17 protein-coding genes are annotated in these 21,960 nt (G+C 73.1%); 7 read left to right on the top strand and 10 right to left on the bottom strand.

The genetic code is table 11. From position 1 onward, the window contains the following. The coding region (locus IE136_RS04905) for a phosphotransferase (RefSeq protein ID WP_189599606.1) at positions 1-725 on the top strand (725 nt) is incomplete at its 5' end. Positions 726-741: 16 nt separating this feature from the next. On the opposite strand, the gene IE136_RS04900 is transcribed toward IE136_RS04905, so the two are convergent. Continuing rightward, entirely contained in the window at positions 742-2,400 is a 1,659-nt protein-coding gene (locus IE136_RS04900) for a protein kinase domain-containing protein (protein ID WP_158988476.1), read from the bottom strand. A gap of 271 nt (positions 2,401-2,671) precedes the next feature. Between IE136_RS04900 and IE136_RS04895 the strand changes: the two genes are divergently transcribed. The 5 genes from IE136_RS04895 (at position 2,672) to IE136_RS04875 (ending at position 10,570) form a co-directional block, all read left to right on the top strand. Further along, complete coding sequence (locus IE136_RS04895; protein WP_189599605.1) at positions 2,672-4,294, top strand: protein kinase domain-containing protein; 1,623 nt, start codon at positions 2,672-2,674, stop codon at positions 4,292-4,294. Between the two features lie 1,238 nt (positions 4,295-5,532). After that, entirely contained in the window at positions 5,533-6,150 is a 618-nt protein-coding gene (locus IE136_RS04890; protein WP_229818634.1) for a PadR family transcriptional regulator, read from the top strand. Positions 6,151-6,340: 190 nt separating this feature from the next. Beyond that, positions 6,341-7,075 (top strand): ABC transporter ATP-binding protein, encoded by a 735-nt coding sequence (locus IE136_RS04885; RefSeq protein ID WP_158988478.1) that lies wholly within the window; start codon positions 6,341-6,343, stop codon positions 7,073-7,075. Further along, entirely contained in the window at positions 7,072-9,927 is a 2,856-nt protein-coding gene (locus tag IE136_RS04880) for an FtsX-like permease family protein (protein ID WP_158988479.1), read from the top strand. The genes IE136_RS04885 and IE136_RS04880 overlap by 4 nt, the downstream gene beginning before the upstream one ends. A gap of 97 nt (positions 9,928-10,024) precedes the next feature. Continuing rightward, positions 10,025-10,570 carry a bacterial proteasome activator family protein gene (locus IE136_RS04875; RefSeq protein WP_158988480.1) on the top strand — a complete coding sequence of 182 codons (546 nt, stop codon included), beginning with the start codon at positions 10,025-10,027 and terminating at the stop codon, positions 10,568-10,570. 100 nt (positions 10,571-10,670) lie between these two features. Here IE136_RS04875 and IE136_RS04870 read toward each other — a convergent pair whose 3' ends face one another. From IE136_RS04870 to pdhA, 7 genes are all read right to left on the bottom strand, one after another. After that, positions 10,671-11,657 (bottom strand): NAD(P)H-quinone oxidoreductase, encoded by a 987-nt coding sequence (locus IE136_RS04870; RefSeq protein WP_189599603.1) that lies wholly within the window; start codon positions 11,655-11,657, stop codon positions 10,671-10,673. Between the two features lie 10 nt (positions 11,658-11,667). After that, on the bottom strand, positions 11,668-12,759 hold the full coding sequence (locus IE136_RS04865) for a potassium channel family protein (protein WP_189599601.1): 1,092 nt from the start codon (positions 12,757-12,759) through the stop codon (positions 11,668-11,670). Beyond that, positions 12,747-14,321, bottom strand: a complete 1,575-nt coding sequence (locus IE136_RS04860; protein WP_189599599.1) for a molybdopterin molybdotransferase MoeA — start codon at positions 14,319-14,321, stop codon at positions 12,747-12,749. Before IE136_RS04860 ends, IE136_RS04865 begins: the two co-directional genes overlap by 13 nt. After that, complete coding sequence (locus IE136_RS04855) at positions 14,318-15,187, bottom strand: DUF6457 domain-containing protein (protein WP_158988484.1); 870 nt, start codon at positions 15,185-15,187, stop codon at positions 14,318-14,320. The genes IE136_RS04860 and IE136_RS04855 overlap by 4 nt, the downstream gene beginning before the upstream one ends. 127 nt (positions 15,188-15,314) lie before the next feature. Then, positions 15,315-16,751, bottom strand: a complete 1,437-nt coding sequence (locus IE136_RS04850) for a dihydrolipoamide acetyltransferase family protein (RefSeq protein WP_189599597.1) — start codon at positions 16,749-16,751, stop codon at positions 15,315-15,317. After that, the gene (locus tag IE136_RS04845) at positions 16,751-17,776 is read right to left on the bottom strand and encodes an alpha-ketoacid dehydrogenase subunit beta (RefSeq protein WP_189599595.1); all 1,026 of its coding nucleotides are present in this window, start codon (positions 17,774-17,776) and stop codon (positions 16,751-16,753) included. The genes IE136_RS04850 and IE136_RS04845 overlap by 1 nt, the downstream gene beginning before the upstream one ends. Beyond that, positions 17,776-18,936 (bottom strand): pyruvate dehydrogenase (acetyl-transferring) E1 component subunit alpha, encoded by a 1,161-nt coding sequence (gene pdhA / locus IE136_RS04840; protein WP_158988487.1) that lies wholly within the window; start codon positions 18,934-18,936, stop codon positions 17,776-17,778. Before pdhA ends, IE136_RS04845 begins: the two co-directional genes overlap by 1 nt. Positions 18,937-19,113: 177 nt before the next feature. On the opposite strand from pdhA, the gene IE136_RS04835 reads away from it, so the two are divergent. Beyond that, positions 19,114-19,662 carry an Lrp/AsnC family transcriptional regulator gene (locus tag IE136_RS04835; RefSeq protein ID WP_158988488.1) on the top strand — a complete coding sequence of 183 codons (549 nt, stop codon included), beginning with the start codon at positions 19,114-19,116 and terminating at the stop codon, positions 19,660-19,662. Between the two features lie 58 nt (positions 19,663-19,720). Here the strand turns inward: IE136_RS04835 and IE136_RS04830 are convergent, their stop codons facing one another. Continuing rightward, positions 19,721-20,314 carry a TetR/AcrR family transcriptional regulator gene (locus IE136_RS04830; RefSeq protein ID WP_158988489.1) on the bottom strand — a complete coding sequence of 198 codons (594 nt, stop codon included), beginning with the start codon at positions 20,312-20,314 and terminating at the stop codon, positions 19,721-19,723. Next, the gene (locus IE136_RS04825; protein ID WP_189599593.1) at positions 20,311-21,930 is read right to left on the bottom strand and encodes a 3-hydroxyacyl-CoA dehydrogenase; all 1,620 of its coding nucleotides are present in this window, start codon (positions 21,928-21,930) and stop codon (positions 20,311-20,313) included. Before IE136_RS04825 ends, IE136_RS04830 begins: the two co-directional genes overlap by 4 nt. Between the last annotated feature and the right edge of the window lie 30 nt (positions 21,931-21,960).

Here is a 21,960-nt window from a genome sequence, read left to right as displayed (position 1 = left end):
GCGCCCGCTGCTACGCCCTGCACCCCTGGATCGACGGCCGCCACCGTGACGGCGCCCAGCTCTCCACCGGCGGCTCCCGGCGCCTGGGCACCCTCCTCGGACACGTCCACACCTGCCTGGAGCAGGTCATGGAGCGCACGCCGCCCGGCGAGGAGTACGAGAGCGCCCGCCCCGAGGACACCTTCCGGGTCATCGACGAGCTGCTCCCCCTCGCCCGGGCCCGCCGGCCCCGCACCTGCTTCGACGAGCTCGCCGAGCACCGGCTGCTCGAACGCCGGGTCCTCCTCGCCGAGCACGCCCACCGCCGCCCCCCGCCCGCCGCCGCGGCCGGCTGGGTGCACGGCGACTTCCACCCGCTGAACCTGCTCTACCGGGGCGCGGAGCCGGCCGCGATCCTCGACTGGGACCGCCTGGGCGTCCAGCCCCGGGCCGAGGAGGCCGTCAGGGCCGCCGCCATCTTCTTCGTACGGCCGGCGGGCGAACTGGCGCTGGGGAAGGTGCGGGCCTACGCGCGGGCGTACCGGCGGGCGGCGGGTGCGGACGCCGCCGAACTCGCCGCGGCGGTGCACCGGGTGTGGTGGGAGCGCCTCAACGACTTCTGGATACTGCGCTGGCGCTACCAGCTCCACGACCGAAGGGCCGACCCGCAGTTTCCTGCGGCGTCGGCCCTGGCGGTGTGGTGGACCCGCGAGTACGAGGCGGTGCGCGACGCCTTCGCGGGGTGAGCGGTCCGGCTCCCGGTCAGGGAGTGGTCCCGCCGTCGCCCACCCCGGTCGTCGTACCCGTGTTGGTGTTGCCGGTCGTCGTGCCGGTGTTCGAGTTGCCCGCCGACGTACCCGTGTTGGTGTTGCCCTCCGTGGTGCCCTGGGTGCTGCCTTCCGTGGTCCCCTCGGTGGTGTTGCCCTCCGTGGTGCCCTCGGTCCCCTCCGTCGTCCCCTCGGTGTCCGTCCCGCCGTCGGACGGGTCCGTCGACGGCGACGACGGGGTGTCCGTCGGCGTGCTCGGGGTCGACGGTTCGTACGACGGCGTGTACGGCGGGGTCCAGGGCTGCTGGTTGCCGCCCGTGGACGTGGCCGGCTCACTCGTCTCCTGCGAGGGCGTCGGCGTCGGGGTGGGCGAGTCCTGCGTCTTGGAGGGCGAGTTGGAGACCGTCGGCGGCGTCGTCCTACCGCCGCCCTTCTCCCCGGCCTTGTCCAGCGCGTACACCACACCCGCCATGATCGCGATCAGCGCGAGCGCCACGAACAGCAGCATCTTGCCGCGGCCGCCCCTGCGGCCCTGGGAGCCGTAGCCGCCGTCCGGACCGTAACCGCCGTGCCCGCCGCCGTCGTAGCCGCCGTCGTCGGCGTTCACCGGCGGCAGGATCGGGCGCTGCGCGGTCTCGTGGTGCATCGGGTGGCCGAGCGCGGCCGTCGCGGCGACGCCCCCGACCGGTGTGTGGCCGCCCTCGTGGAGCTCCACCGGCCCGGTGTTCCACGTGCCCGTGTGGCCGCCCTGCTGCTGGAGCATCTGCAGGCCGTACTGGATCAGCCCGCGCATCTCCTCCGCGCTCTGGAACCGGTCGTCCGGGTCCTTCGCGAGCGACCGCATGACCAGACCGTCGAGCTCCGGCGGCGCCGCCTGGGCCACGTCCGACGGCGGGATCGGCGCGTCCTGGACGTGCTGGTAGACCACCGAGAGCGGGGTCTCGCCCGTGAACGGGGGGCGCGACGCGAGCAGTTCGTAGAGCAGGCAGCCCGTGGCGTACAGGTCGGAGCGGTGGTCGACGGCCTTGCCGAGGGCCTGCTCGGGGGAGAGGTACTGCGGCGTGCCCATGACCATGCCGGTCTGAGTCATCGTCGACTGCGCGCCGTGCAGGGCGCGGGCGATGCCGAAGTCCATGACCTTCACCGCGCCGCCGTCCGTGATGATGACGTTCGCGGGCTTGATGTCACGGTGCACGATGCCGTGCTGGTGCGAGTACGCGAGCGCTTCGAGGACGCCCGAGACGATGATCAGGGCCTGCTCCGGGCCCGGCGCCTCGGCGCTGATCAGCAGGTCGCGGATGGTGCGGCCCTCGACCAGCTCCATCACGATGTACGGGACGGACTGGCTGCCCACCACGTCCTCGCCGGAGTCGTACACCGCCACGATGGCATGGTGGTTGAGTCCGGCGACCGACTGCGCCTCGCGCGTGAAGCGGGCCTTGGAGACCGGGTCCTCGGCGAGGTCGGAGCGGAGCAGCTTGACGGCCACGGTGCGGCCGAGACGTACGTCCTCGGCGGCGAACACCTCGGCCATGCCGCCGCGTCCCAGACGGTGGGTCAGCCGGTAGCGGCCGTCACCGACCACTCCGCCAACGCCCCAGGACTCCGCAGCAGCGCCCGACACACCGCCGCCTGCCTCGGATTCGGGTGCCATCAGTCCTCGCCGTCATCTGTTCCGCGTGTCTTCCCGTACCGCCGTCACGCTACAGGCTCCGTCCGGCAACACGGTCCGAGATGGACCGGCCATCCAACCGCCTCCGCGTACGCCTGTGCAAATTCGGGCCCATTCCTGTAACGCTTGCGAGACGCTTCTTGTGCGGAGGGTCACGGAACGGGCACCCGGCTTGACGTGTCGGTGCCCTCGGGCAGACTTGGCCAGGAAATTCCGGATCAGCGCCGCCACGCGCGCGTAGGGGGAAGCACGAATGAGCCAGGACGGCGCACAGGGCCGCTATGCGGGCGGTTCGGTCGCGGGCGGCCGGTACCAGCTTCGCGACCTGCTCGGCGAGGGCGGTATGGCCTCCGTCTACCTGGCCTACGACAGCGCGCTCGACCGACAGGTCGCCATCAAGACGCTGCACACGGAGCTCGGCAGGGAACAGTCGTTCCGCGAGCGGTTCCGGCGTGAGGCACAGGCGGTCGCGAAGCTGTCGCACACCAACATCGTCTCGGTCTTCGACACCGGCGAGGACACCCTCGACGGCGCCGTCATGCCGTACATCGTCATGGAGTACGTCGAGGGCCAGCCGCTCGGCTCGGTCCTGGCCTCGGACGTACGGCAGTACGGCGCGATGCCGGCGGACAAGGCGCTCAAGGTGACGGCCGACGTGCTCGCCGCGCTCGAGACCAGCCACGAAATGGGCCTCGTCCACCGGGACATCAAGCCCGGCAACGTGATGATGACCAAGCGCGGCGTGGTCAAGGTCATGGACTTCGGCATCGCGCGCGCCATGCAGTCCGGTGTCACCTCCATGACGCAGACCGGCATGGTCGTCGGCACCCCGCAGTACCTCTCCCCCGAGCAGGCCCTCGGGCGTGCGGTGGACGCCCGCTCCGACCTGTACTCGGTCGGCATCATGCTCTTCCAGCTCCTCACGGGCCGGCTGCCCTTCGACGCGGACTCGCCGCTCGCCATCGCGTACGCCCACGTGCAGGAGGAGCCGGTCGCGCCGTCCTCCGTCAACCGCTCGGTGACGCCGGCGATGGACGCGCTCGTCGGCCGCGCGCTGAAGAAGAACCCGAACGAGCGGTTCCCGAGCGCGGCGGCGATGCGGGACGAGTGCCTGCGAGTGCTGTCGGCCGGCCAGACGAGCGCTCCGGTGATCGTGGCGGGCGGTCCGGTCAGCAGCGGTTCCGGAGTCGGTTCGGCGGTCTTCCCGCCGGTCGGGCAGACGCCGCCGCCCCAGACGCACGGTGTCCAGCAGCCGTACCAGCCGCACACGCCCCAGCCGGGCCCGTACGGACCCGCGACGCCGGCCCCCACGCCTTCCTACGGATATCCGCAGCAGGCCCCGACGCCGGCTCCGATGTACCAGACGCCCACCCCGGGTCCGTACACGATGTCGCCGCAGCCGTCGTCGCCCGTGAGCGGTGGTGCCGGCGGGTCACGCCGGAACATGCCGGTGATCGTGGGCGCGATCGTCGTGGCGCTGGTCGCCATCGGTGGTGTCATCACGGCGCTCTCCATCAAGGAGGACCCGAACACCAATGCGGACGGTGACGACCCGAGCCAGAGCCAGACGGCGGCGCCGGGTCACAAGGGTCCCGATCTGACCAAGACGATCGACCCGAAGAAGTGCACGGAGCCGAAGGAGTCGAGAGACGACCCGGCGAAGTTCGAGATCCCGAACTTCACCTACAAGAACATCCAGTCGGTGAAGGCCTGTGTCCAGGCCGCGGGCTGGAAGATCATGACCCAGACGCCGGTGGACGAGGCCACGTACGGCGAGGGCACGGTCCTCAGCCAGTACCCGCCGGCCGGTGAGGACGCGACGGCGGAGAACGCCGAGTTCACGCTGGAGATCTCGACGGGCAACCCGCCGCAGTAGAGGGCCGCGTCGCCGCCGGGCCCGGGGGCCGGGGCGGCGGGGCCCGAGCCGCTGGGTCCCGGGGTGTCCGTCATTCGTGCGCAGGCGCCGGGATGCCGGATATGCCCCGACATGTGACGCTGAAGCGCAGATCTCGGCGGCTCGGTACGGGAGGCGGTCCCGGTGGTTCCAGGACTCCGCCGCGCGCGGACGCGGGCCCTCGGCCCGGCGCTCGTGTGCGGGCTGGTGATGGGTGTCGTGCCGACGGCGTACGGGACCGAGAGGGGGCCGGCGCCTCACCCCTCGGTCTCGACGAAGGCCCTTTCGAAGACTCCTTCGAAGGCGCCCGGGACGGCGCCGGCGCCCGCGAAGACCTCGCCGCACGCCTCTGGTTCGTGGAGAACACGGGGGAAGGTTCCGGGGGAGACCACGTCGCATGGGCCGGGAACGGCGTCGGGAACGGCTGCGGGCCCGTCGCCGGACGGCTCATACGGCTCATACGGCTCGGACGACCCCCACGGCTCCCACGGCTCCCACGGCTCGGACGGCTCCCACGGCTCGCATCGCCCGCGCTCGCCCGGCGCGAGCCCCCACGCCGGGCCCTCCGGCCCTCTTGCCCCTCCCCCTCCGTCCGGCCCGCCTGGCTCGCCTGGCTTGCCGGGCCCGCCTGGCCCGCCCGGCCCTTCGCGAACGGTCGCGCCTTCGGCGCCGTCCGGACCGGTCTCGGCGACGAGTTCCGTACCGGCCTCCGCGAACGCGAGCGAGTCTCCCGGCCCCGGCCCTGCCGGATCACTGGCCGGGCGTCCGGCCGGGGAGGGGCGCGAGCGACCCGGCCGCCCGCCCTCGTCGCCCGGGCCGGGCGACCCGAGCAGCCCCCAGGCGTCGAGCCCCTCACGTACCAAAACTGCAACAGCCGACCCGCCCCCCGAGGAGTGGGAGGCACCGGACGAGGCCCTCGAAGCGGTACCCGAGGGGGAGGTCCCGCCCTTCGAGTCCCCCGCCGCGAGCGCGCCCGCCGCCGCCCCTGGGACCATCACCGGGGCCACCGGCACCCTCGCTGACCGGCAGATTCCCGTCCTGACCCTGGGCGCGGGGCTCGCGATGATGGGGCTCGGCATCGGCTTCCTCGGTGTCCGGATGCGCCGCCACTGAGCGCCGGCGTCCCCCGGACGACCCCCTTCCGTCCCCCTTGAGACGGACCCTCGGCATCCCCCCGAGGTCGCTTGTCCGCGTGGGCATACTCGGTATACATACTGAGTATGTCGATCCGCCACGGGCTTCTGGCCCTCCTCGAACGCGGGCCGCGCTACGGCTCGCAGCTCCGTACGGAGTTCGAGTCCCGCACAGGCTCCACCTGGCCCCTCAACGTCGGCCAGGTCTACACGACCCTCAGCCGTCTCGAACGGGACGGCATGGTCACGCAGGACGGCGAGGACGAGGCGGGCCACGCCCTCTACTCGATCACCGACAGCGGCCGGGAGGAACTGAGGAGCTGGTTCGAGAAGCCCGTCGACCGCACCAGCCCCGCCCGTGACGAGCTCGCCATCAAGCTCGCCATGGCCGTCGGGGCACCCGGCGTCGACATCCGCGCCGTCATCCAGTCGCAGCGCCACCACACCGTGAAGGCGATGCAGGACTACACCCGGCTCAAGGTCCAGGCGCTCGCCGCCCTCGAGAGCGGCCCGTCCCGGGAACGCGACGACGTGGCGTGGCTCCTCGTCCTGGAGCAGCTGATCTTCCAGACCGAGGCCGAGGCCCGCTGGCTCGACCACTGCGAGTCCCGGCTGATCCGGCTCTCCACAGCGGTGGGCGAGAACCGGCCGGCCCCGACCGCCGCCGCCCCGGTCCAGACCGTGGGCCCGACACCGCTGCACTGACCCCGCGGCCCGTGCCCCGGCCTGGGCCCGGCCCTGGAACCGGGCGCCCGGCCGGGCCCCGCGCGCCCAGCACGCCCGCAGGCCCGCACCTCGCCCACCCCATGTCCCGTACCACCTCTCAACCGCTCCGTACGCGGTGGCCGTCCGGCACCCGGACGTCCGCCGGCGTACGCCTTAGGGGGACCCCTCCATGTCCACACAGCAGCCCGTGCTGCGACTGCAGAACCTGACCCGCGTCCACGGCTCCGGCGCCACGGAGGTGCATGCCCTGCGCGGCATAGACCTCGACGTGTTCCCCGGGGAACTCGTCGCCGTCATGGGCCCCTCCGGCTCCGGCAAGTCCACCCTGCTCACCATCGCGGGCGGCCTGGACACCCCCACCTCCGGCCGGGTGATCGTCGAGAACACCGACATCACCACCGCCGACCGCAAGGCCCTCGCCGCCCTGCGCCGCCGCAGCATCGGTTACGTCTTCCAGGACTACAACCTCATCCCCGCCCTGACGGCCGCCGAGAACGTCGCCCTCCCCCGGGAGCTGGACGGGACCTCCGCACGCAAGGCACGCGGCGAGGCCCTCGCCGCCCTGCAGGAAATGGACCTCGGCCATCTCGCCGACCGCTTCCCCGACGAGATGTCGGGAGGCCAGCAGCAGCGGGTCGCCATCGCCCGCGCCCTCGTCGGCGACCGGCGCCTCGTCCTGGCCGACGAGCCCACCGGCGCCCTGGACTCCGAGACCGGCGAGTCCGTCCTCGCCCTGCTGCGCAGCCGCTGCGACGCGGGCGCCGCCGGCGTCCTGGTCACCCACGAGCCGCGCTTCGCCGCCTGGGCCGACCGCGTCGTCTTCCTCCGGGACGGTGCCGTCGTCGACCAGACCGCACGCAGCGAAGCCGACTCGCTCCTGTCCGGCCAGGCGGCCGAACGGTGAAGAACTGGTTCCACTCCTGGCGCGCCGCGGTCCGCATCGCCCGCCGCGACGCCTGGCGCTACAAGGGCCGCAGCTTCCTGGTCCTCGCCATGATCGCCCTGCCCATCCTGGGCGTCAGCGCCGTCGACCTGACCCTGCGCAGCTCCGAGCTCTCCGCCTCGGAGAGTCTCGACCGGATGATCGGCGCCGCCGACGCCCGCTTCAACGACGCCGCCGTGGCTGGTGTCCCGATCCTCCAGACGCCCGACGGCGAGATGCACACCCCGGCGAAGGACTACGGGGACAAGGTCTGGCCCAGCGGCCCGACCGATGTCACCAAGACCTTCCCGGCCGGCGCCGTCGTCCTGACCGACAGCTCCGGAAGCGCCAAGCTCACCACCGCCCACGGCCTGCTCCAGACCGAGGTCCGTGAGCTCAAGGCCGCCGACCCGGTCGCCCGGGGCATCCTGACGCTCCTGGACGGCCGCTTCCCGGAGAAGGCGGACGAGGTCGCCGCCACCTCGCACTTCCTGGAGACCAGCGGGCTGAAGGTCGGCTCCGCCCTCTCCCCGCGCGGCTCCGACACCACGTACCGGATCGTGGGCTCCTACGAGCTTCCCAACGACCTGAAGACCGATCAGGTCAACGCCCTGCCGGGAGCCTTCCTCGCCCCGTACGCGAAGGCCGTCGAGAAGGCCGGGCTGACCGCGCCCGGCGTCTCCACCACGTATCTGGTGAAGACGCCCGGTGGTTTCACGTGGAACATGGTCCAGCAGATCAACACCAAGGGTGTGGCGGTCACCTCGCGTGCCGTCCTCCTGGATCCGCCCGCCGACTCCGAGGTCCCGCTCTACCAGAAGGACGGTTGGGCCAATTTCGAGACCAGCGCGGGCGCCCAGGCCGCGGAACTGGCCGCTCTCGGCACCGTCGTCGGCCTCGCCATGCTGGAGATCTGCCTGCTGGCCGGGCCCGCGTTCGCCGTCGGCGCCCGCCGCTCACGCCGCCAGCTGGGGCTCGTCGGCGCCAACGGCGGCAGCCGGAGCCACATCCGCGCCATCGTGCTCAGCGGCGGACTCGTCATCGGCGTCGCCGCGGCCGTCACCGGCACCGTGCTCGCGCTGATCCTGACCTTCGCCCTCCAACCGCTCCTCGAGGACGCCATGGGGCAGCGGTTCGGCCACTTCGACATCCGCCCCCTGGAACTGCTCGCCATCGCGCTGCTCGCCGTGCTGACCGGCCTGCTGGCCGCGATCGTCCCGGCCATCACCTCCTCCCGTCAGACCGTCCTGGCCTCGCTCACCGGCCGTCGCGGTGTCCGCCGCAGCAGTCGCGTGCTGCCGCTGGTCGGCCTGGGCGCCCTGCTCCTGGGCGGCGCGATCGCGCTCTACGGATCGCTCGTCTCCGACCAGTTCGTCATCGTCGCGGGCGGCAGCGCCATCGCCGAGCTGGGTGTGGTCGCCATGACCCCCGCGCTCGTCGGCCTCTTCGGCCGCACCGGCCGCTGGCTGCCGCTCTCTCCGCGGCTCGCGCTGCGCGACGCCGTGCGCAACCGGGGCCGTACGGCACCCGCCGTCGCCGCGGTGCTCGCCGCCGTCGCCGGAACCGTCGCCGTCTCCACGTACGCGGCGAGCGACGACGCCCAGCAGGCGGCCGAGTACACGGCGCGGCTCCCGCACGGCGCGGTCTCCGCCCTCGTCGTCGAGGACGGCGGGCGGGACGTCCCCGCGGTCCGCGAGGCCGTCCAGCGCCTGTTTCCCATCGACACCCGGGCGGACGTGAACCGCGTCTCGGTCGGCAAGCCCGGCTGCTCGCCCTACGGCGAGGGCGCCGGCTGCGGCCGCTACGAGATCGTCATCCCCCCGGCCAACGAGTGCCCGCTCTGGGCCCGCTCCGACCGCGGCGAGGACCCCTCGGAGAAGTTCTCCAAGGAGGAGCGGCGCAAGCTCGCCGAGGACTGGCGCTGCCAGGAGCACAGCGGCGGCTTCCACGGCGACGGCGGACTGCTCGTCGGCGACGCGAAGCTCCTGAAGGTCCTCGGGATCGAGGACGCGGGCGCGGAGAAGGCCCTGGCCGAAGGCAAGGTCGTCTCCTTCTCCAAGGCCCAGCTCGACCGGAACGGCAAGGTCACCGTCAAGGTGATCACCGACACGGAGAAGGCCCTGAAGGCCGAGCAGGAAGGCAAGCCGGCTCCGGGCACCCTCACCGCCCTCCCGGCCCATCAGGTGTCCGGCGACCCGAACTCGTACGGCGTGCAGGCGCTGATCACCCCGGCCGCGGCCAAGGCCGCCGGTCTCTCCACGGTGCCGCTCGGCTCGTTCTACTCCACCGAACGGATGCCCACCGCCGAGCAGCGCCAGAAGCTGGACGGCGAGATCGCCAAGCTCGGCAGCGACGTCGATTTCCACCTGGAGGAGGGGTTCGTCGGGGAGAGCAGCATCGTGCTCCTCGTGCTGACCGTCTTCGCCGGTCTGGTCACCATCGGCGCCGCCGGCATCGCCACCGGGCTCGCCCAGGCCGACGCCGAGGCCGACCTCAAGACGCTCTCCGCCGTCGGGGCGCCGCCGCGGGTGCGCCGCACGCTCAGCGGTTTCCAGTGCGGGGTGGTGGCCGCGATGGGGGTGATCCTCGGATCAGCGGCCGGGGTGCTGCCGGCGATCGGGCTGCGGCTGACCGAGGAACGCGAGCGGCTGCGCTTCTACGAGGAGAGCCTGGACGAGGGCTGGGGCGCCATGTCGTCCCCGCCGTACGTGCCGATCGTCGTCCCCTGGGAGACGCTCGCGGCGCTCCTGGTGCTCGTACCGCTGGGTGCCGCGCTGCTCGCCGCCCTGGTGACGCGCTCGCGCGGCGCCGTGGCCCGCCGCGCCGCGATCTGACCGGATTCGTTGCCTTGTCGTGCCCCTGGAGGAGGGTGGATCACGCTCCACCAGGGGCACACCGTGAGGTGACGCACGTGTGCGAGAGAATGGCGGCATGGAGATGCCGAGGAATGAACGGTCGCAGGAGAGCCCCCAGGTCCTCATCGTGGGACAGGACGGAATGGCGCTCGGCGGCACTCAGGGTGACGACGAATCCCGCGAGGTCCCGGTGACGGAAATGGTCGAGCAGCCTGCGAAGGTCATGCGCATCGGCAGCATGATCAAGCAGCTCCTGGAAGAAGTACGGGCGGCTCCTCTCGACGAGGCGAGCCGGGTCAGACTCAAGGACATCCACGCCAGCTCCGTGAAGGAGCTGGAGGACGGGCTCGCCCCCGAGCTGGTCGAGGAACTGGAGCGTCTCTCCCTGCCGTTCACGGACGAGGCGATCCCCTCCGAGGCGGAACTGCGCATCGCCCAGGCGCAGTTGGTCGGCTGGCTCGAGGGCCTCTTCCACGGCATCCAGACGGCGCTGTTCGCCCAGCAGATGGCGGCCCGCGCCCAGTTGGAGCAGATGCGCCGGGCGCTCCCGCCGGGAGCGTCCCACGACGATGACGACGAGCAGGGCCCCGGACACGCGGTCCGCTCGGGCCCGTACCTGTAGGTCCGTCACCTGTAAGGTCCGTCGCTGTACGCGGCATGCGTGAGGGCCCGGCACACACCGTGTGCCGGGCCCTCACGCGTTGCGGGGTCGGGTCGACCGGTCAGCGCTGCGGCGCGAGCAGGAGGACCTTGCCGACGTGGTCGCCGGAGTCCACCGCCCGGTGCGCCTCGGCCGCGCGCGGCATAGGCACCGTACGGTGGACGACCGGGCGGACCGTGCCCGCGCCGACCAGCGGCCACACGTGCTCGCGTACGGCGGCGACGATGGCCGTCTTCTCGTGCAGCGGGCGGGCCCGCAGGGTGGTCGCCGTGATCGCGCCGCGCTTGGCGAACAGCGCGCCGATGTTCAACTCGCCCTTCACCCCGCCCTGCATGCCGATGATCGCCAGGCGCCCGTTGACCGCGAGGGCCTTCACATTGCGGTCCAGGTACTTCGCGCCGACGATGTCGAGGATGACGTCCGCGCCGGCGCCGTCCGTCGCCTTGCGCAGCTCCTCGACGAAGTCCTGCTCGCGGTAGTCGATCAGGATGTCCGCGCCGAGCTCGGCGCACCGCGCGAGCTTCTCGGGGCTGCCCGCGGTGACCGCGACCCGGGCGCCGACCGCCTTGGCGAGTTGGATCGCCATCGTGCCGATGCCACTCGCGCCGCCGTGCACCAGCAGCGTCTCGCCCGGCCGCAGGTGAGCGATCATGAACACGTTCGACCAGACCGTGCTGGTGGCCTCCGGCAGCGCCGCGGCCGTGACGAGGTCGACTCCGTCCGGCACGGGAAGCAGCTGCCCGACGGGCACGGCGACCTTCTCCGCGTAACCGCCGCCGACCAGCAGCGCGCACACCTCGTCGCCGACGGACCAGCCCGACACCCCCGGACCGAGCGCGGCGATCCGCCCCGAACATTCGAGGCCGGGGTACGGAGAGGTGCCGGGCGGGGGATCGTAGAAGCCCTGGCGCTGGAGCAGGTCGGCACGGTTGACGGCGCTGGCCACCACCTCGACGACGACCTCGCCCTCGGCGGGCACGGGATCGGGCACCTCGGCCCAGACGAGGGCTTCGGGTCCACCTGGTTCCGGAATCGTGATCGCATGCATGGCGGCGAGGCTACTCGGGCGGAGTCGTCAGCGGCGGGACGGGCGCCGCGCGCACGATCGTGATCACACGGTCCGTCAACTGCAGCGGACTGGCGGCCGGGTCGTCGTAACCGAGCAGCCGGTGCCCGCGCAGGACGCTCACCACCAGGTCGTCGGTCTCCCGCACGTTCTTGCCCACCTCGGCCTTTATCACCGGCCGTTCCACCAGGTCGAGGCCCGAGCCCTGCTGGATCAGGTCCTCCATGACCGTGCCGGCGCTGGGGCTGAGCACGGAGAGTCCGAGCAGCCGTCCGGCGGCGCTGGCGCTGGTGATGACGGCGTCCGCACCGGACTGGCGCAGCAGCGGCGCGTTCTCCTCCTCACGGACCGCGGCGACGATCTTCGCGCCCCGGTTGAGCTGGCGGGCGGTCAGGGTGACCAGGACGGCCGTGTCGTCGCGCTGGGTCGCGATGACGATCTGACGGGCCTTCTGCACCTCGGCACGGAGCAGGACATCACTGCGCGTCGCGTCGCCGACCACGCCGACGAACCCGTCGGCGTTGGCGGTGTCGATCACCTTGCTGGAGGGATCGACGATCACGATCTGCTCCTTGCGCAGCCCCGTCGCGCAGAGGGTCTGGATCGCGGAACGGCCCTTGGTACCGAAGCCGACGATGACGGTGTGGTCGCGCAAGGTGGACCTCCAGCGGTTCAGCCGCCACTCCTCCCGGGTCCTTTCAGTGAGGACCTCGAGAGTGGTGCCGACCAGGATGATCAGGAACAACACGCGCAACGGCGTGACCAGCAGGATGTTGACGAGCCTCGCCGAGTCGCTGTGCGGGACGATGTCGCCGTAGCCCGTGGTGGAGAGGGTCACCGTCGCGTAGTAGGCGCAGTCGAGGAAGTCGAGGGTGCCGTTGGCGTTGTCGTGGTAGCCGTCGCGGTCCAGGTAGACGATGAGGGTCGTGAGGGCCAGCACCCCCAGCGCCATCAACAGGCGCTTGCCGACCTGCCACAGCGGCTTCTCGACGATCTGGCGGGGAAGGTGCACCCGGGAGGGGGAGACCTTCTCGTCCACGTGACGGGCCATGACGTCACGACTGGGAAGTTTCACGTGAAACATGCTCCTTGTGCCGCGCCCGGGGCCGGCGACACCGGCCAGGGCAGGTCGAGGATCTCCAGCACGTCACCGGGGCGCGCGCCGCCGGGCGGGACCACGGCCATGCCGTCCGCCGCGGCGATACCGCGGAGCATCGCCGGACCGTTGTAGTGCAGGGGGACGACCTGATCGCCCCGGTGGACGACGGGGACCAGCCGGGTGTCGTGCGGATGACCGTGCACCTCGTCCCGTACGGCTGCGCGGTACGGGGTGGAGGCCGGGGCTCCCGCGAGGGCGCGCAGCAGCGGCTCGGCGAGGGTGAGCAGCCCGGAGATCGCGGCGAGGGGGTTGCCGGGCAGCCCGACCAGGTGCCGGCCGCCTTCGAGGCGGGCGAGCAGCATCGGGTGGCCGGGGCGGACCTTCACCCCGTCGACCAGGAGCGCGGCTCCGGCCTGGGCGAGCACGGGGTGGACGTGGTCGACGGGGCCGGCCGCCGTACCTCCGGTGGTGATCACCAGATCCGCCGGGGACCCGATGACGGCGGCCCGCAGGGCGTCGGCGTCGTCACCGATCCGGCGGGTGGCGAGGACGTCGGCGCCGAGCGTGTTCAGCCAGGGGCCGAGCATGGGGCCGAGAGCATCGCGGATCAGCCCGTCGTGGGGGAGTCCGGCCGTCAGAAGCTCGTCGCCGAGGACCAGGATCTCCACCCGGGGGCGGGGCAGCGTGGGCAGCTCGTCGTAACCGGCGGCCGCGGCGAGGCCGAGGACGGCCGGAGTCACCGGGGTTCCGGCGGGCAGCAGCTGGTCTCCGGACCGGCACTCCTGGCCCCGGGGACGGATGTCCTGGCCGGGCACGACCTCGCGCCGGGCGTGCAGATGACCGCCGGCGTCGGTTCGGGAGTGCTCGCTGCGGACGACCGCGGTGGTCTCGGGCGGAACGCGGGCGCCGGTGGCGATCCGCACGGCCGTCCCGTCCTCCAGCGCGGTGGCGGAAGCGTGCCCGGCGAGGACGGCTCCCTCGTCGCGGATCGCCCAGGGGCCGGGGCCCGCGACCGCCCAGCCGTCCATGGCCGAGGTGTCGAAGGACGGGAGATCGGTGAGCGCGCGGAGCGGCTCGGCGAGGACGTGGCCGAGGGCCTGCCCGAGAGGGGTCGCGTGGCGACGGGGGCGCTCGGGATCGCGGTGGTCGGGACTGGAGCCGGGGCGAGCGGGGCCGGAGGGGCCGGTGGTGGGGTGGCCCGGGCCCGGGTGGGCGGGGCCGGTGTGGGCTCCGGCGCGGGTGGCGACGTCCCGGGCGTCGGGCCAGGGGGTGGCGCGGTGGCGTTCCGTCTTGGCGCGGGGCACCCCGGCAGGGGAATCCTCGGCGCGGACCGAGGCGGTCCCGGGCGGCGCGCTGCGCGGCGAGGCGGTCCGGTGTGCGAGGGTGCGCGGCGCGACGAGGGCGAGCGCCTCGTCGACGCCATCGCTCTCGGGCTCTGCGCCGGATGTGGCGCCGGGCTCGGCGCCCGTCTCGGCGCCGGCGACCGGTCCCGAGCCGGTGACGGGTCGGATGACCTTCCCCGCGGCGCGCTGCTGAGGGTGGGTCATCCGGCGTCGTCCTGCTTGCCCTGGTCCGTCTCGGCGGCCCAGCGGTTGGCGAGCGCGGCGGCCTTGCGGGCCGCCTCGGCGACCGCCTCCGGGCCCCCGTCGGCTCCGGCCCTGCCCGCCGCGTAGCCGACCAGGAACGTGGTCAGCGGTGCGGCGGGGCGGGCTACGCCGTGGGCGGCGTCCCGGGCCAGATCGAGCAACACGCCGGTGTCGACGTCGATCTCGATGCCCAGTTCGTCCTTGACTGCGGTGATCCATTCGTCCAGCACGTTCCCATGCTCCCTGATCCGGGTCCGGGCCGCTGCGATGTCCTCCCAGGTGTCGCAGTCGAAGGAGGCCAGGGGCGCCGCGGTGATCCGGATGACGCGGAGCTCCTGGGTGAGCAGACGCAGCGGCAGGCCGGAAAGGGTGCCGTGCGCGGAGGTGATGAGAGCGAGCTCACGCCGGAGCGCCTCGGTGCGGTAGGCGGCGACCAGCGGCTGGTCCCGTCCGCCGGCGTCCACCAGGAGCGCGGCCTCGGAATGGGGGGCCCCGCCCAGTGCGTCGAGGAGCTGTCGGCAGGTCCCCTCGTCGAGGAACGGCAGATCGGCGGAGAGGGCGAGCACGGTGCCGGCCTCGACCCGGCACAGCCCCGCGTCGAGCGCCGCCAGGGGCCCTTGCCCGGGCGGCTGCTCCCTGGCCCAGACCACGGGTCGTACGGTCTCCCGGCGCCCGCCGACGACCACGGTGCGCCCGGCCCCCCGGCAGGCGGCGAGCACCCGGTCGAGCAGGGCCCGGCCCCCGACCCGCACGGCGGGTTTGTCCACCCCGCCGAGCCGGCCGGCGGCACCTCCGGCCAGCACGATGGCGTCATACGCGGTCGTCATCCCAGCAGTATGGTCCGCCTCCGCCCGCTCCGGCCCGGAGGACCGGCCACTGTCTCAAGGACGGAGACGGGTGCCGGGGCTGCGGCCCGTGCGGCGTGCCGGGGGCCGCCCGGCCCCCGGCACGCTGTCAGAGGGTGCGCAGCAGGACCGCGGGGTGCTCGACGCAGTCCGCGACATAGCGGAGGAAGCCGCCGGCCGTGCCGCCGTCGCAGACCCGGTGGTCGAAGGTCAGCGACAGCTGGACGACCTGGCGGACGGCCAGTTCGCCCTGGTGGACCCATGGCTTGGGGATGATCCGGCCGACTCCGAGCATCGCCGCCTCGGGGTGGTTGATGATCGGCGTGGAGCCGTCGACCCCGAACACCCCGTAGTTGTTCAGCGTGAACGTCCCGCCCGTCAGGTCCGCCGGGGTCAGCGTCCCCTGCCGCGCCGCCTCGGTCAGCCGCGCGAACTCCTCGGTCAGCGACTCCGCCGTCCGCGTCCCCGCGTCCCGGACCACCGGGACGACCAGACCACGCTCGGTCTGGGCCGCGAACCCGAGGTGCATGGACGGCAGCCGAACGATCTCCCGGGCGGCCATGTCCACTGTGGAGTTGAGCTCCGGGTGGCGGGAGAGCGCATGGACGCAGATCCGGGCGAGCAGCGCGAGCAGCGAGATCTTCGGCCCGCCTGCGGCGTTCATCGCGGTCCGTGCCGCCATGAGCTCGGTCGCGTCGGCGTCCACCCAGCAGGTCGCGTCCGGGATCTCCGTACGGCTGCGCGACAGCTTGTCGGCCACGGCGCCGCGGACTCCCCTGAGGGGAATCCGCTCACCGGCACCCGCGGCCACCGGCGCGGACGTCGACACCCGGCCGGGCGCCGACCCGTTCGCGGACACCGGCACGGACGCGGGTGCCGCGGGTGCGGCAGCCGTCCCGGCTGCGGTCACGGCCCGTTCCACGTCGGCCCGCAGGATCAGCCCGTCCGGACCCGATCCCCGCACCTCGCGCAGATCCAGCCCCTTCTCGCGGGCCAGCTTCCGCACGAGCGGCGAGATCACCGGCACGGGCCCCTGGTGACCGGCGGTGGGCGCGGCGGTGCGCGGGGCGGTGGCGACCACCTGCGCCGATCCGGCCGGGGCGCCCGACGGCGTACCGGTCAGCACCGGGTCGTCACGGCGCACCCGGCGGCGTCGCGCCGCGGGGCCGGCCGTGCCGTACCCGACGAGCACATTGCCGGAGTACTCCGACGACACCGCCGACTCCGCCGGCACCGGCGACTCCGAGGAAGCGGGCTTCGCGGCCGAGGCGCCCGGGGCGCCTGTCGCCGGCGCCTCCGTTCCTCCCACCGCGACCGTCAGCAGCGGTGCGCCGACGGGAAGTTCGGTCCCCTCGTCGCCGAAGCGGGCGGTCACCACGCCCCCGTAGGGGCAGGGCACCTCGACCATCGCCTTGGCGGTCTCGACCTCGACGACCGGCTGGTCGATGGCGACGACATCGCCGACGTTCACCAGCCACCGCACGATCTCCGCCTCGGTCAGCCCCTCCCCGAGGTCCGGCAGCTTGAACTCGAGCACCTGGGCCATCAGCTCCCCGCCTCCCACTGCAGCCGCGCCACCGCGTCGAGGATCCGGTCCACGCCCGGCAGATGGTGCCGCTCCAGCATCGGCGGCGGGTACGGGATGTCGAATCCGGCGACCCGGAGCACCGGCGCCTCCAGGTGGTGGAAGCAGCGCTCGGTCACCCGCGCGGCGATCTCGCCGCCCGGGCCGCCGAAGCCGGCCGACTCGTGCACGACGACCGCCCGCCCGGTGCGCCGCACCGACGCGCAGACCGTCTCGTCGTCGAACGGCACCAGCGAGCGCAGGTCGACCACCTCCAGGTTCCAGCCCTCCGCCCGGGCGGCCTCGGCCGCCTCCAGACAGACCGGCAGGGACGGCCCGTACGTGATCAGCGTGGCGCTGCTTCCGCTGCGCCGCACCACGGCCTTGCCGATCGGCTCCACCGGCGCGGGCGCCTCGGGCGACCAGTCGGCCTTCGACCAGTACAGCCTCTTGGGCTCCAGGAAGACGACCGGGTCGTCGGAGGCGATCGCCGCCCGCAGCAGACCGTAGGCGTCCTCGACCGTGGCCGGGGTGACGACATGGAGCCCCGGAGTCGCCATGTAGTACGCCTCGGAGGAGTCGCTGTGGTGCTCGACGCCGCCGATCCCGCCGCCGTACGGCACGCGGACCACCAGCGGCATCGGCATCGCGCCGCGGGTGCGGTTCCGCATCCGCGACACATGGCTGATCAGCTGCTCGAACGCCGGGTAGGCGAACGCGTCGAACTGCATCTCGACGACCGGACGCAGCCCGTACATCGCCATGCCGACGGCCGTGCCGAGAATGCCGGCCTCGGCCAGCGGCGTGTCCGTGCAGCGGTCCTCGCCGAACTCCTTCGCCAGGCCGTCCGTCACCCGGAAGACACCGCCCAGCGTGCCGACGTCCTCGCCCATCACATGGACGGTCGGGTCCTCGGCCATGGCGTCGCGCATGGCCCGCTGCAGGGCCTGGGCCATGGTGGCGGGCTTGGCCGAGGCCTTGTCCGCCGTCTTCTGCGCGGTCGTCATCACGCCTCGCTCTCGGCGTCGAGTTCGGCACGCAGCTGCGCCGCCTGCTCGCGCAGCTGGGTGGTCTGCTCGGCGTAGACGTGCGCGAACAGATCCATCGGGTCGAGGACGGGGTCGGCGTTCATCCGCTCGCGCAGCGCCGCCGCCATCGTCTCCGCGGCCTCGGCCGCCGCCCGCTTCCCGTCCTCGTCGAGGATTCCGCGCTCGGTCATCTCCCGCTCCAGGAGGAGGATCGGGTCGTGTGCCCGCCACGCCTCGACCTCGCTGTCGCCGCGGTAGCGCGTGGCGTCGTCGGCGTTGGTGTGCGCGTCGATGCGGTACGTGACGGCCTCGACCAGCGTCGGTCCGCCGCCCCGTCGCGCCCGTGCCACGGCCTCGGTCAGCACCTGGTGGACGGCGACGGCGTCGTTCCCGTCGACGAGCCGGCCCGGCATGCCGTACCCGACGGCCTTGTGGGCCAGGGAGGGGGCCGCGGTCTGCTTGGCGAGCGGCACGGAGATCGCGAAGCCGTTGTTCTGGACCAGGAAGACCACCGGCGCCTGCCAGACGGCGGCGAAGTTCAGCGCCTCGTGGAAGTCGCCCTCGCTGGTGCCGCCGTCGCCGACCATGGCGAGCGCGACCACGTCGTCGCCCTTGAGCCGGGCGGCGTGGGCCAGGCCCACCGCGTGCGGCAGCTGGGTGGCGAGCGGGGTGGACAGCGGCGCCACGCGGTGCTCACGCGGGTCGTACCCGGTGTGCCAGTCCCCGCGCAGCAGCGTCAGGGCCTGGACGGGGTCGAGGCCACGGGCGACGGCGGCGAGGGTGTCGCGGTACGAGGGGAACAGCCAGTCGCGGTCCTCCAGGGCGAGCGCGGCCGCGACCTCGCTCGCCTCCTGGCCGGTGGTGGAGGGGTACACCGCGAGGCGGCCCTGCTTGGTCAGGGCGGTGGCCTGCGCGTTGTACCGACGGCCGCGTACCAGCTCCGCGTAGAGCCGCCGCAGCAGCTCGGGGTCGGCGGAGGCCACGGCGTCCGTGCCGAGGACCCGGAACGGCTCGGCGTCGGGCAGCAGCGGGCCCGGGTCGGTGCGGGGCTTCCACGCCGGCGGCGGAGTGGGCCGGTAGGCAGGGGTGGCGGCGGGCGGCTCTTGGACTGTCGAACTGCGCTGTTGCAACGAGTCCACCTCCTCGTGGGAGCGGGCATAAGACCCGAGGGCGGGTGGCGCGAATGTGGCGCGCCTCACCTACCGATTGTTCGGTCGTGGAGGCATTTTGGCTACAGGCGCCCTCAGCCTGTGGACAATCGGTTCTCCACAGCCTGGGATAGGAGCATGTCGTCCATGGGAGAGAGGCGGGGGGACATGGCGGATGAACAAATGGCCGAGGGCCGGGAGCGGGGCCTGCCCCCCGGCCCGAGCACACCGCCCGGCCCCGGGCCCGGTGGTACGTCCCAGGCGCCGGTGGTGCGCCCCCTGGACGCCATCGACCGCGACATCCTCCGCCTCCTCCAGACGGACGGCCGCGCCTCGATACGAGCCGTCGCCGAGCGGGTCCACGTGTCGCGGGCGAACGCCTACGCGCGGATCAACCGGCTCATCGACGACGGGGTGATCCGCGGCTTCAGCGCGCGCGTCAACCACGAACGCGCCGGGCAGGGAGCATCGGCGTACATCACGCTCAAGATCGTGCAGAACTCCTGGCGCACCGTGCGCGAGCAGCTCCAGGCCCTCCCCGGCGCCGCGCACATCGCACTCGTCAGCGGAGACTTCGACGTCCTGCTCCTGGTCCACACGCCGGACAACAGGACGCTGCGCGAGCTGGTGCTGACCAAGCTCCAGTCGATCCCCGAGGTGCTCTCCACCCGCACGCTGCTGGTCTTCGAGGAGACGGACCTGGATCCGGACCACTGACCCGGCCGGCCCGCCGCGCGGGCCCCTCCTCCGCCAGGCGGCTCCGGGGGCCGGCTCGTCAGCGGACGGTGCGCAGCCCGTCGAAGGCGAGGTGGACGACGGTGTCGGCGAGCTGCTCGCGGTCCGCGTTGCCGCCGGGGTGCGGCCGGTACCACTCCACCAGCGAGTTGATCATGCCGAAGAGCAACCGGGTGGCCAGCTTGATGTCCACATCGGCCCGCAGGTCCCCGTCGGCCACGGCGGCTTTCAGCAGCTCGGCGACCTTCTGGTCGAACTCCCGGCGCCGGTCCAGCGCCCACCGCTCGGTGCCGGTGTTGCCCCGCACCCGCAGCAGCAGCGTCACGTACGGCAGCTCCGCCGTCAGCACCTCGACGGTGCGCCGGGTCACGTACTCGACCCGCTCGATGGCCCGTCCCTGCCCGGCGCCCGGCTCGTCGAGGATGGCGAAGAGCCCGTCGAGGGCGCGGCTGACGGCGCGCCGCAGCAGCTCCTCCTTGCCCGTGACGTGGTGGTAGATCGAGGACTTGGAGATCCCCGCCGCCTTGGAGAGGTGCTCCATGGAGGTGCCGTCGTAGCCGCGCTCGTTGAAGACCCGCACGGCGACGGAGAGCAGCGTCTCGGGGGTGTACGTGTCGCGCTTCGCGGTGGTCATGACGAGGCCTCCGCGCCCGCCGAGGCCTGCTCGGCGGCGGACTGCTCGGCTGCCGCGGCGTGCTCGGCGGCGACGCGCCGGCGCAGCGCCTGGGAGGGGGCGTAGCGGCCCGTCGGGTACTCCTCGTGGAGGTTCGAGAGCGTCTCGAGCACCCAGCCCGCGCCCAGCTCCTCGCCCCAGGCGAGGGGCCCGCGCGGGTAGTTCACGCCGAGCCGCATCGCGGTGTCGATGTCGTCGGGTTCCGCCACCGCGCGCGTGGCGGCGTCGAACGCGAAGTCGGCGAGCATCGCGACCGTCCGGGCGACGATCATGCCGGGGACGTCACGGATGACGCTGACCTTCTTGCCGGCCGCCTGGAAGAGGCCGATCGCCTCGGCAAGTGCGCCGTCCGCCACTGTGGAGGCCGGGGCCAGGACGATCCGCTCGCAGGTGCGGAAGTCCAGCGCCAGGTCGAAGTGGATGACCGGCATCTCGGCGTCGTCGGCCGCGGTGCCGTCGGCGAGGAAGAGCCTGGTGCCGCTGGGCAGCTCGATCCAGCCGGGATAGCCCGGCACGGCGTCGTCCGCGAAGTCGACCGGGACGCCGGCTTCCTGGATCACTCGTGCCAGTTCGCGGGCCTGGTAGAGGTCGCCCTGGACCGTGACGGAGGCCGGCGGCCTGGCCGGCGGCGCGGTGTGCGGCTCGGCGGCCGGCGCGCCCTCCCCGTACGGGAACCAGCCGTGCCCCGACTTGCGGCCGAGCCGGCCCGATTCCACCAGGCGCCGCTGGGCGAGGGACGGGGTGAACCTGGGGTCCTGGTAGAAGGATTCCCAGACGGAGCGGGTGACGGCCTCGTTCACGTCCTGACCGATGAGGTCGGTCAGCTCGAAGGGCCCCATGCGGAAGCCGCCGCACTCGCGCAGGGCCGCGTCGATGGTGGCCGGATCGGCCGCACCCTCCTCGTGGACCCGCAGCGCCTCCGCGTAGAAGGGCCTGGCTATGCGGTTCACGATGAAGCCGGGGGTGTCCGCGCAGCGCACCGGCGTCTTGCCCCAGCTCTTCGCGGTCTCGTACGCGCGCGTGGCGGCGGCCGGGTCCGTGGCGAAGCCGCTGACGACCTCGACGAGCGGAAGCAGCGGGGCCGGGTTGAAGAAGTGCAGCCCCACGAACCGGCCGGGCAGCCGCAGCGCGCCCGCGACGGCGGTGACGGAGAGGGAGGAGGTGTTGGTGGCGAGAAGGGTGTCGTCGCCGACGATCTTCTCGAGCTCGGCGAAGAGCCGCTGCTTGACGGCGAGGTCCTCGACGACCGCCTCGACGACGAGGGCGGCGTCGGCCAGCTCCGCCGGCTCGGCCGCGGCGTGCAGGCGGGCCACGGCGCCGTCGCGCTCCGACCGGTCCATCCGGCCTTTCGCGACCAGGCGGTCCAGGCGGGCGGCGAGCGCGGTGACGGCCGCCTCGGCCCGGCCGGGGGCGCTGTCGTAGAGGCGTACGGGATGTCCGGCGACCAGGGCGACCTGGGCGATTCCCTGGCCCATGGTCCCCGTGCCGACGACGGCGACGGTACGGCTCCGGTCGACGGGCTCGGCTCCGGTCCCCGGCGCGGCGTCCGGTACGGCGTCGCTCACATTGGCGGTCATACGACTGATCCTCCCCGATGGGTTGTCCAC

Origin of the sequence: Streptomyces lateritius, from assembly GCF_014649715.1 — a bacterium.
Lineage (GTDB): Bacteria > Actinomycetota > Actinomycetes > Streptomycetales > Streptomycetaceae > Streptomyces > Streptomyces lateritius.
This window is presented reverse-complemented; position numbering and strand designations above follow the sequence as displayed.

Coding starts and splice junctions, on each gene's coding strand:
- IE136_RS04900 (WP_158988476.1), bottom strand. CDS start 2,400: ATGGCACCCGAATCCGAGGCAGGCGGCGGTGTGTCGGGCGCTGCTGCG.
- IE136_RS04895 (WP_189599605.1), top strand. CDS start 2,672: ATGAGCCAGGACGGCGCACAGGGCCGCTATGCGGGCGGTTCGGTCGCG.
- IE136_RS04890 (WP_229818634.1), top strand. CDS start 5,533: ATGTCGATCCGCCACGGGCTTCTGGCCCTCCTCGAACGCGGGCCGCGC.
- IE136_RS04885 (WP_158988478.1), top strand. CDS start 6,341: ATGTCCACACAGCAGCCCGTGCTGCGACTGCAGAACCTGACCCGCGTC.
- IE136_RS04875 (WP_158988480.1), top strand. CDS start 10,025: ATGGAGATGCCGAGGAATGAACGGTCGCAGGAGAGCCCCCAGGTCCTC.
- IE136_RS04870 (WP_189599603.1), bottom strand. CDS start 11,657: ATGCATGCGATCACGATTCCGGAACCAGGTGGACCCGAAGCCCTCGTC.
- IE136_RS04865 (WP_189599601.1), bottom strand. CDS start 12,759: ATGTTTCACGTGAAACTTCCCAGTCGTGACGTCATGGCCCGTCACGTG.
- IE136_RS04860 (WP_189599599.1), bottom strand. CDS start 14,321: ATGACCCACCCTCAGCAGCGCGCCGCGGGGAAGGTCATCCGACCCGTC.
- IE136_RS04855 (WP_158988484.1), bottom strand. CDS start 15,187: ATGACGACCGCGTATGACGCCATCGTGCTGGCCGGAGGTGCCGCCGGC.
- IE136_RS04850 (WP_189599597.1), bottom strand. CDS start 16,751: ATGGCCCAGGTGCTCGAGTTCAAGCTGCCGGACCTCGGGGAGGGGCTG.
- IE136_RS04845 (WP_189599595.1), bottom strand. CDS start 17,776: ATGACGACCGCGCAGAAGACGGCGGACAAGGCCTCGGCCAAGCCCGCC.
- IE136_RS04835 (WP_158988488.1), top strand. CDS start 19,114: ATGGCGGATGAACAAATGGCCGAGGGCCGGGAGCGGGGCCTGCCCCCC.
- IE136_RS04830 (WP_158988489.1), bottom strand. CDS start 20,314: ATGACCACCGCGAAGCGCGACACGTACACCCCCGAGACGCTGCTCTCC.
- IE136_RS04825 (WP_189599593.1), bottom strand. CDS start 21,930: ATGACCGCCAATGTGAGCGACGCCGTACCGGACGCCGCGCCGGGGACC.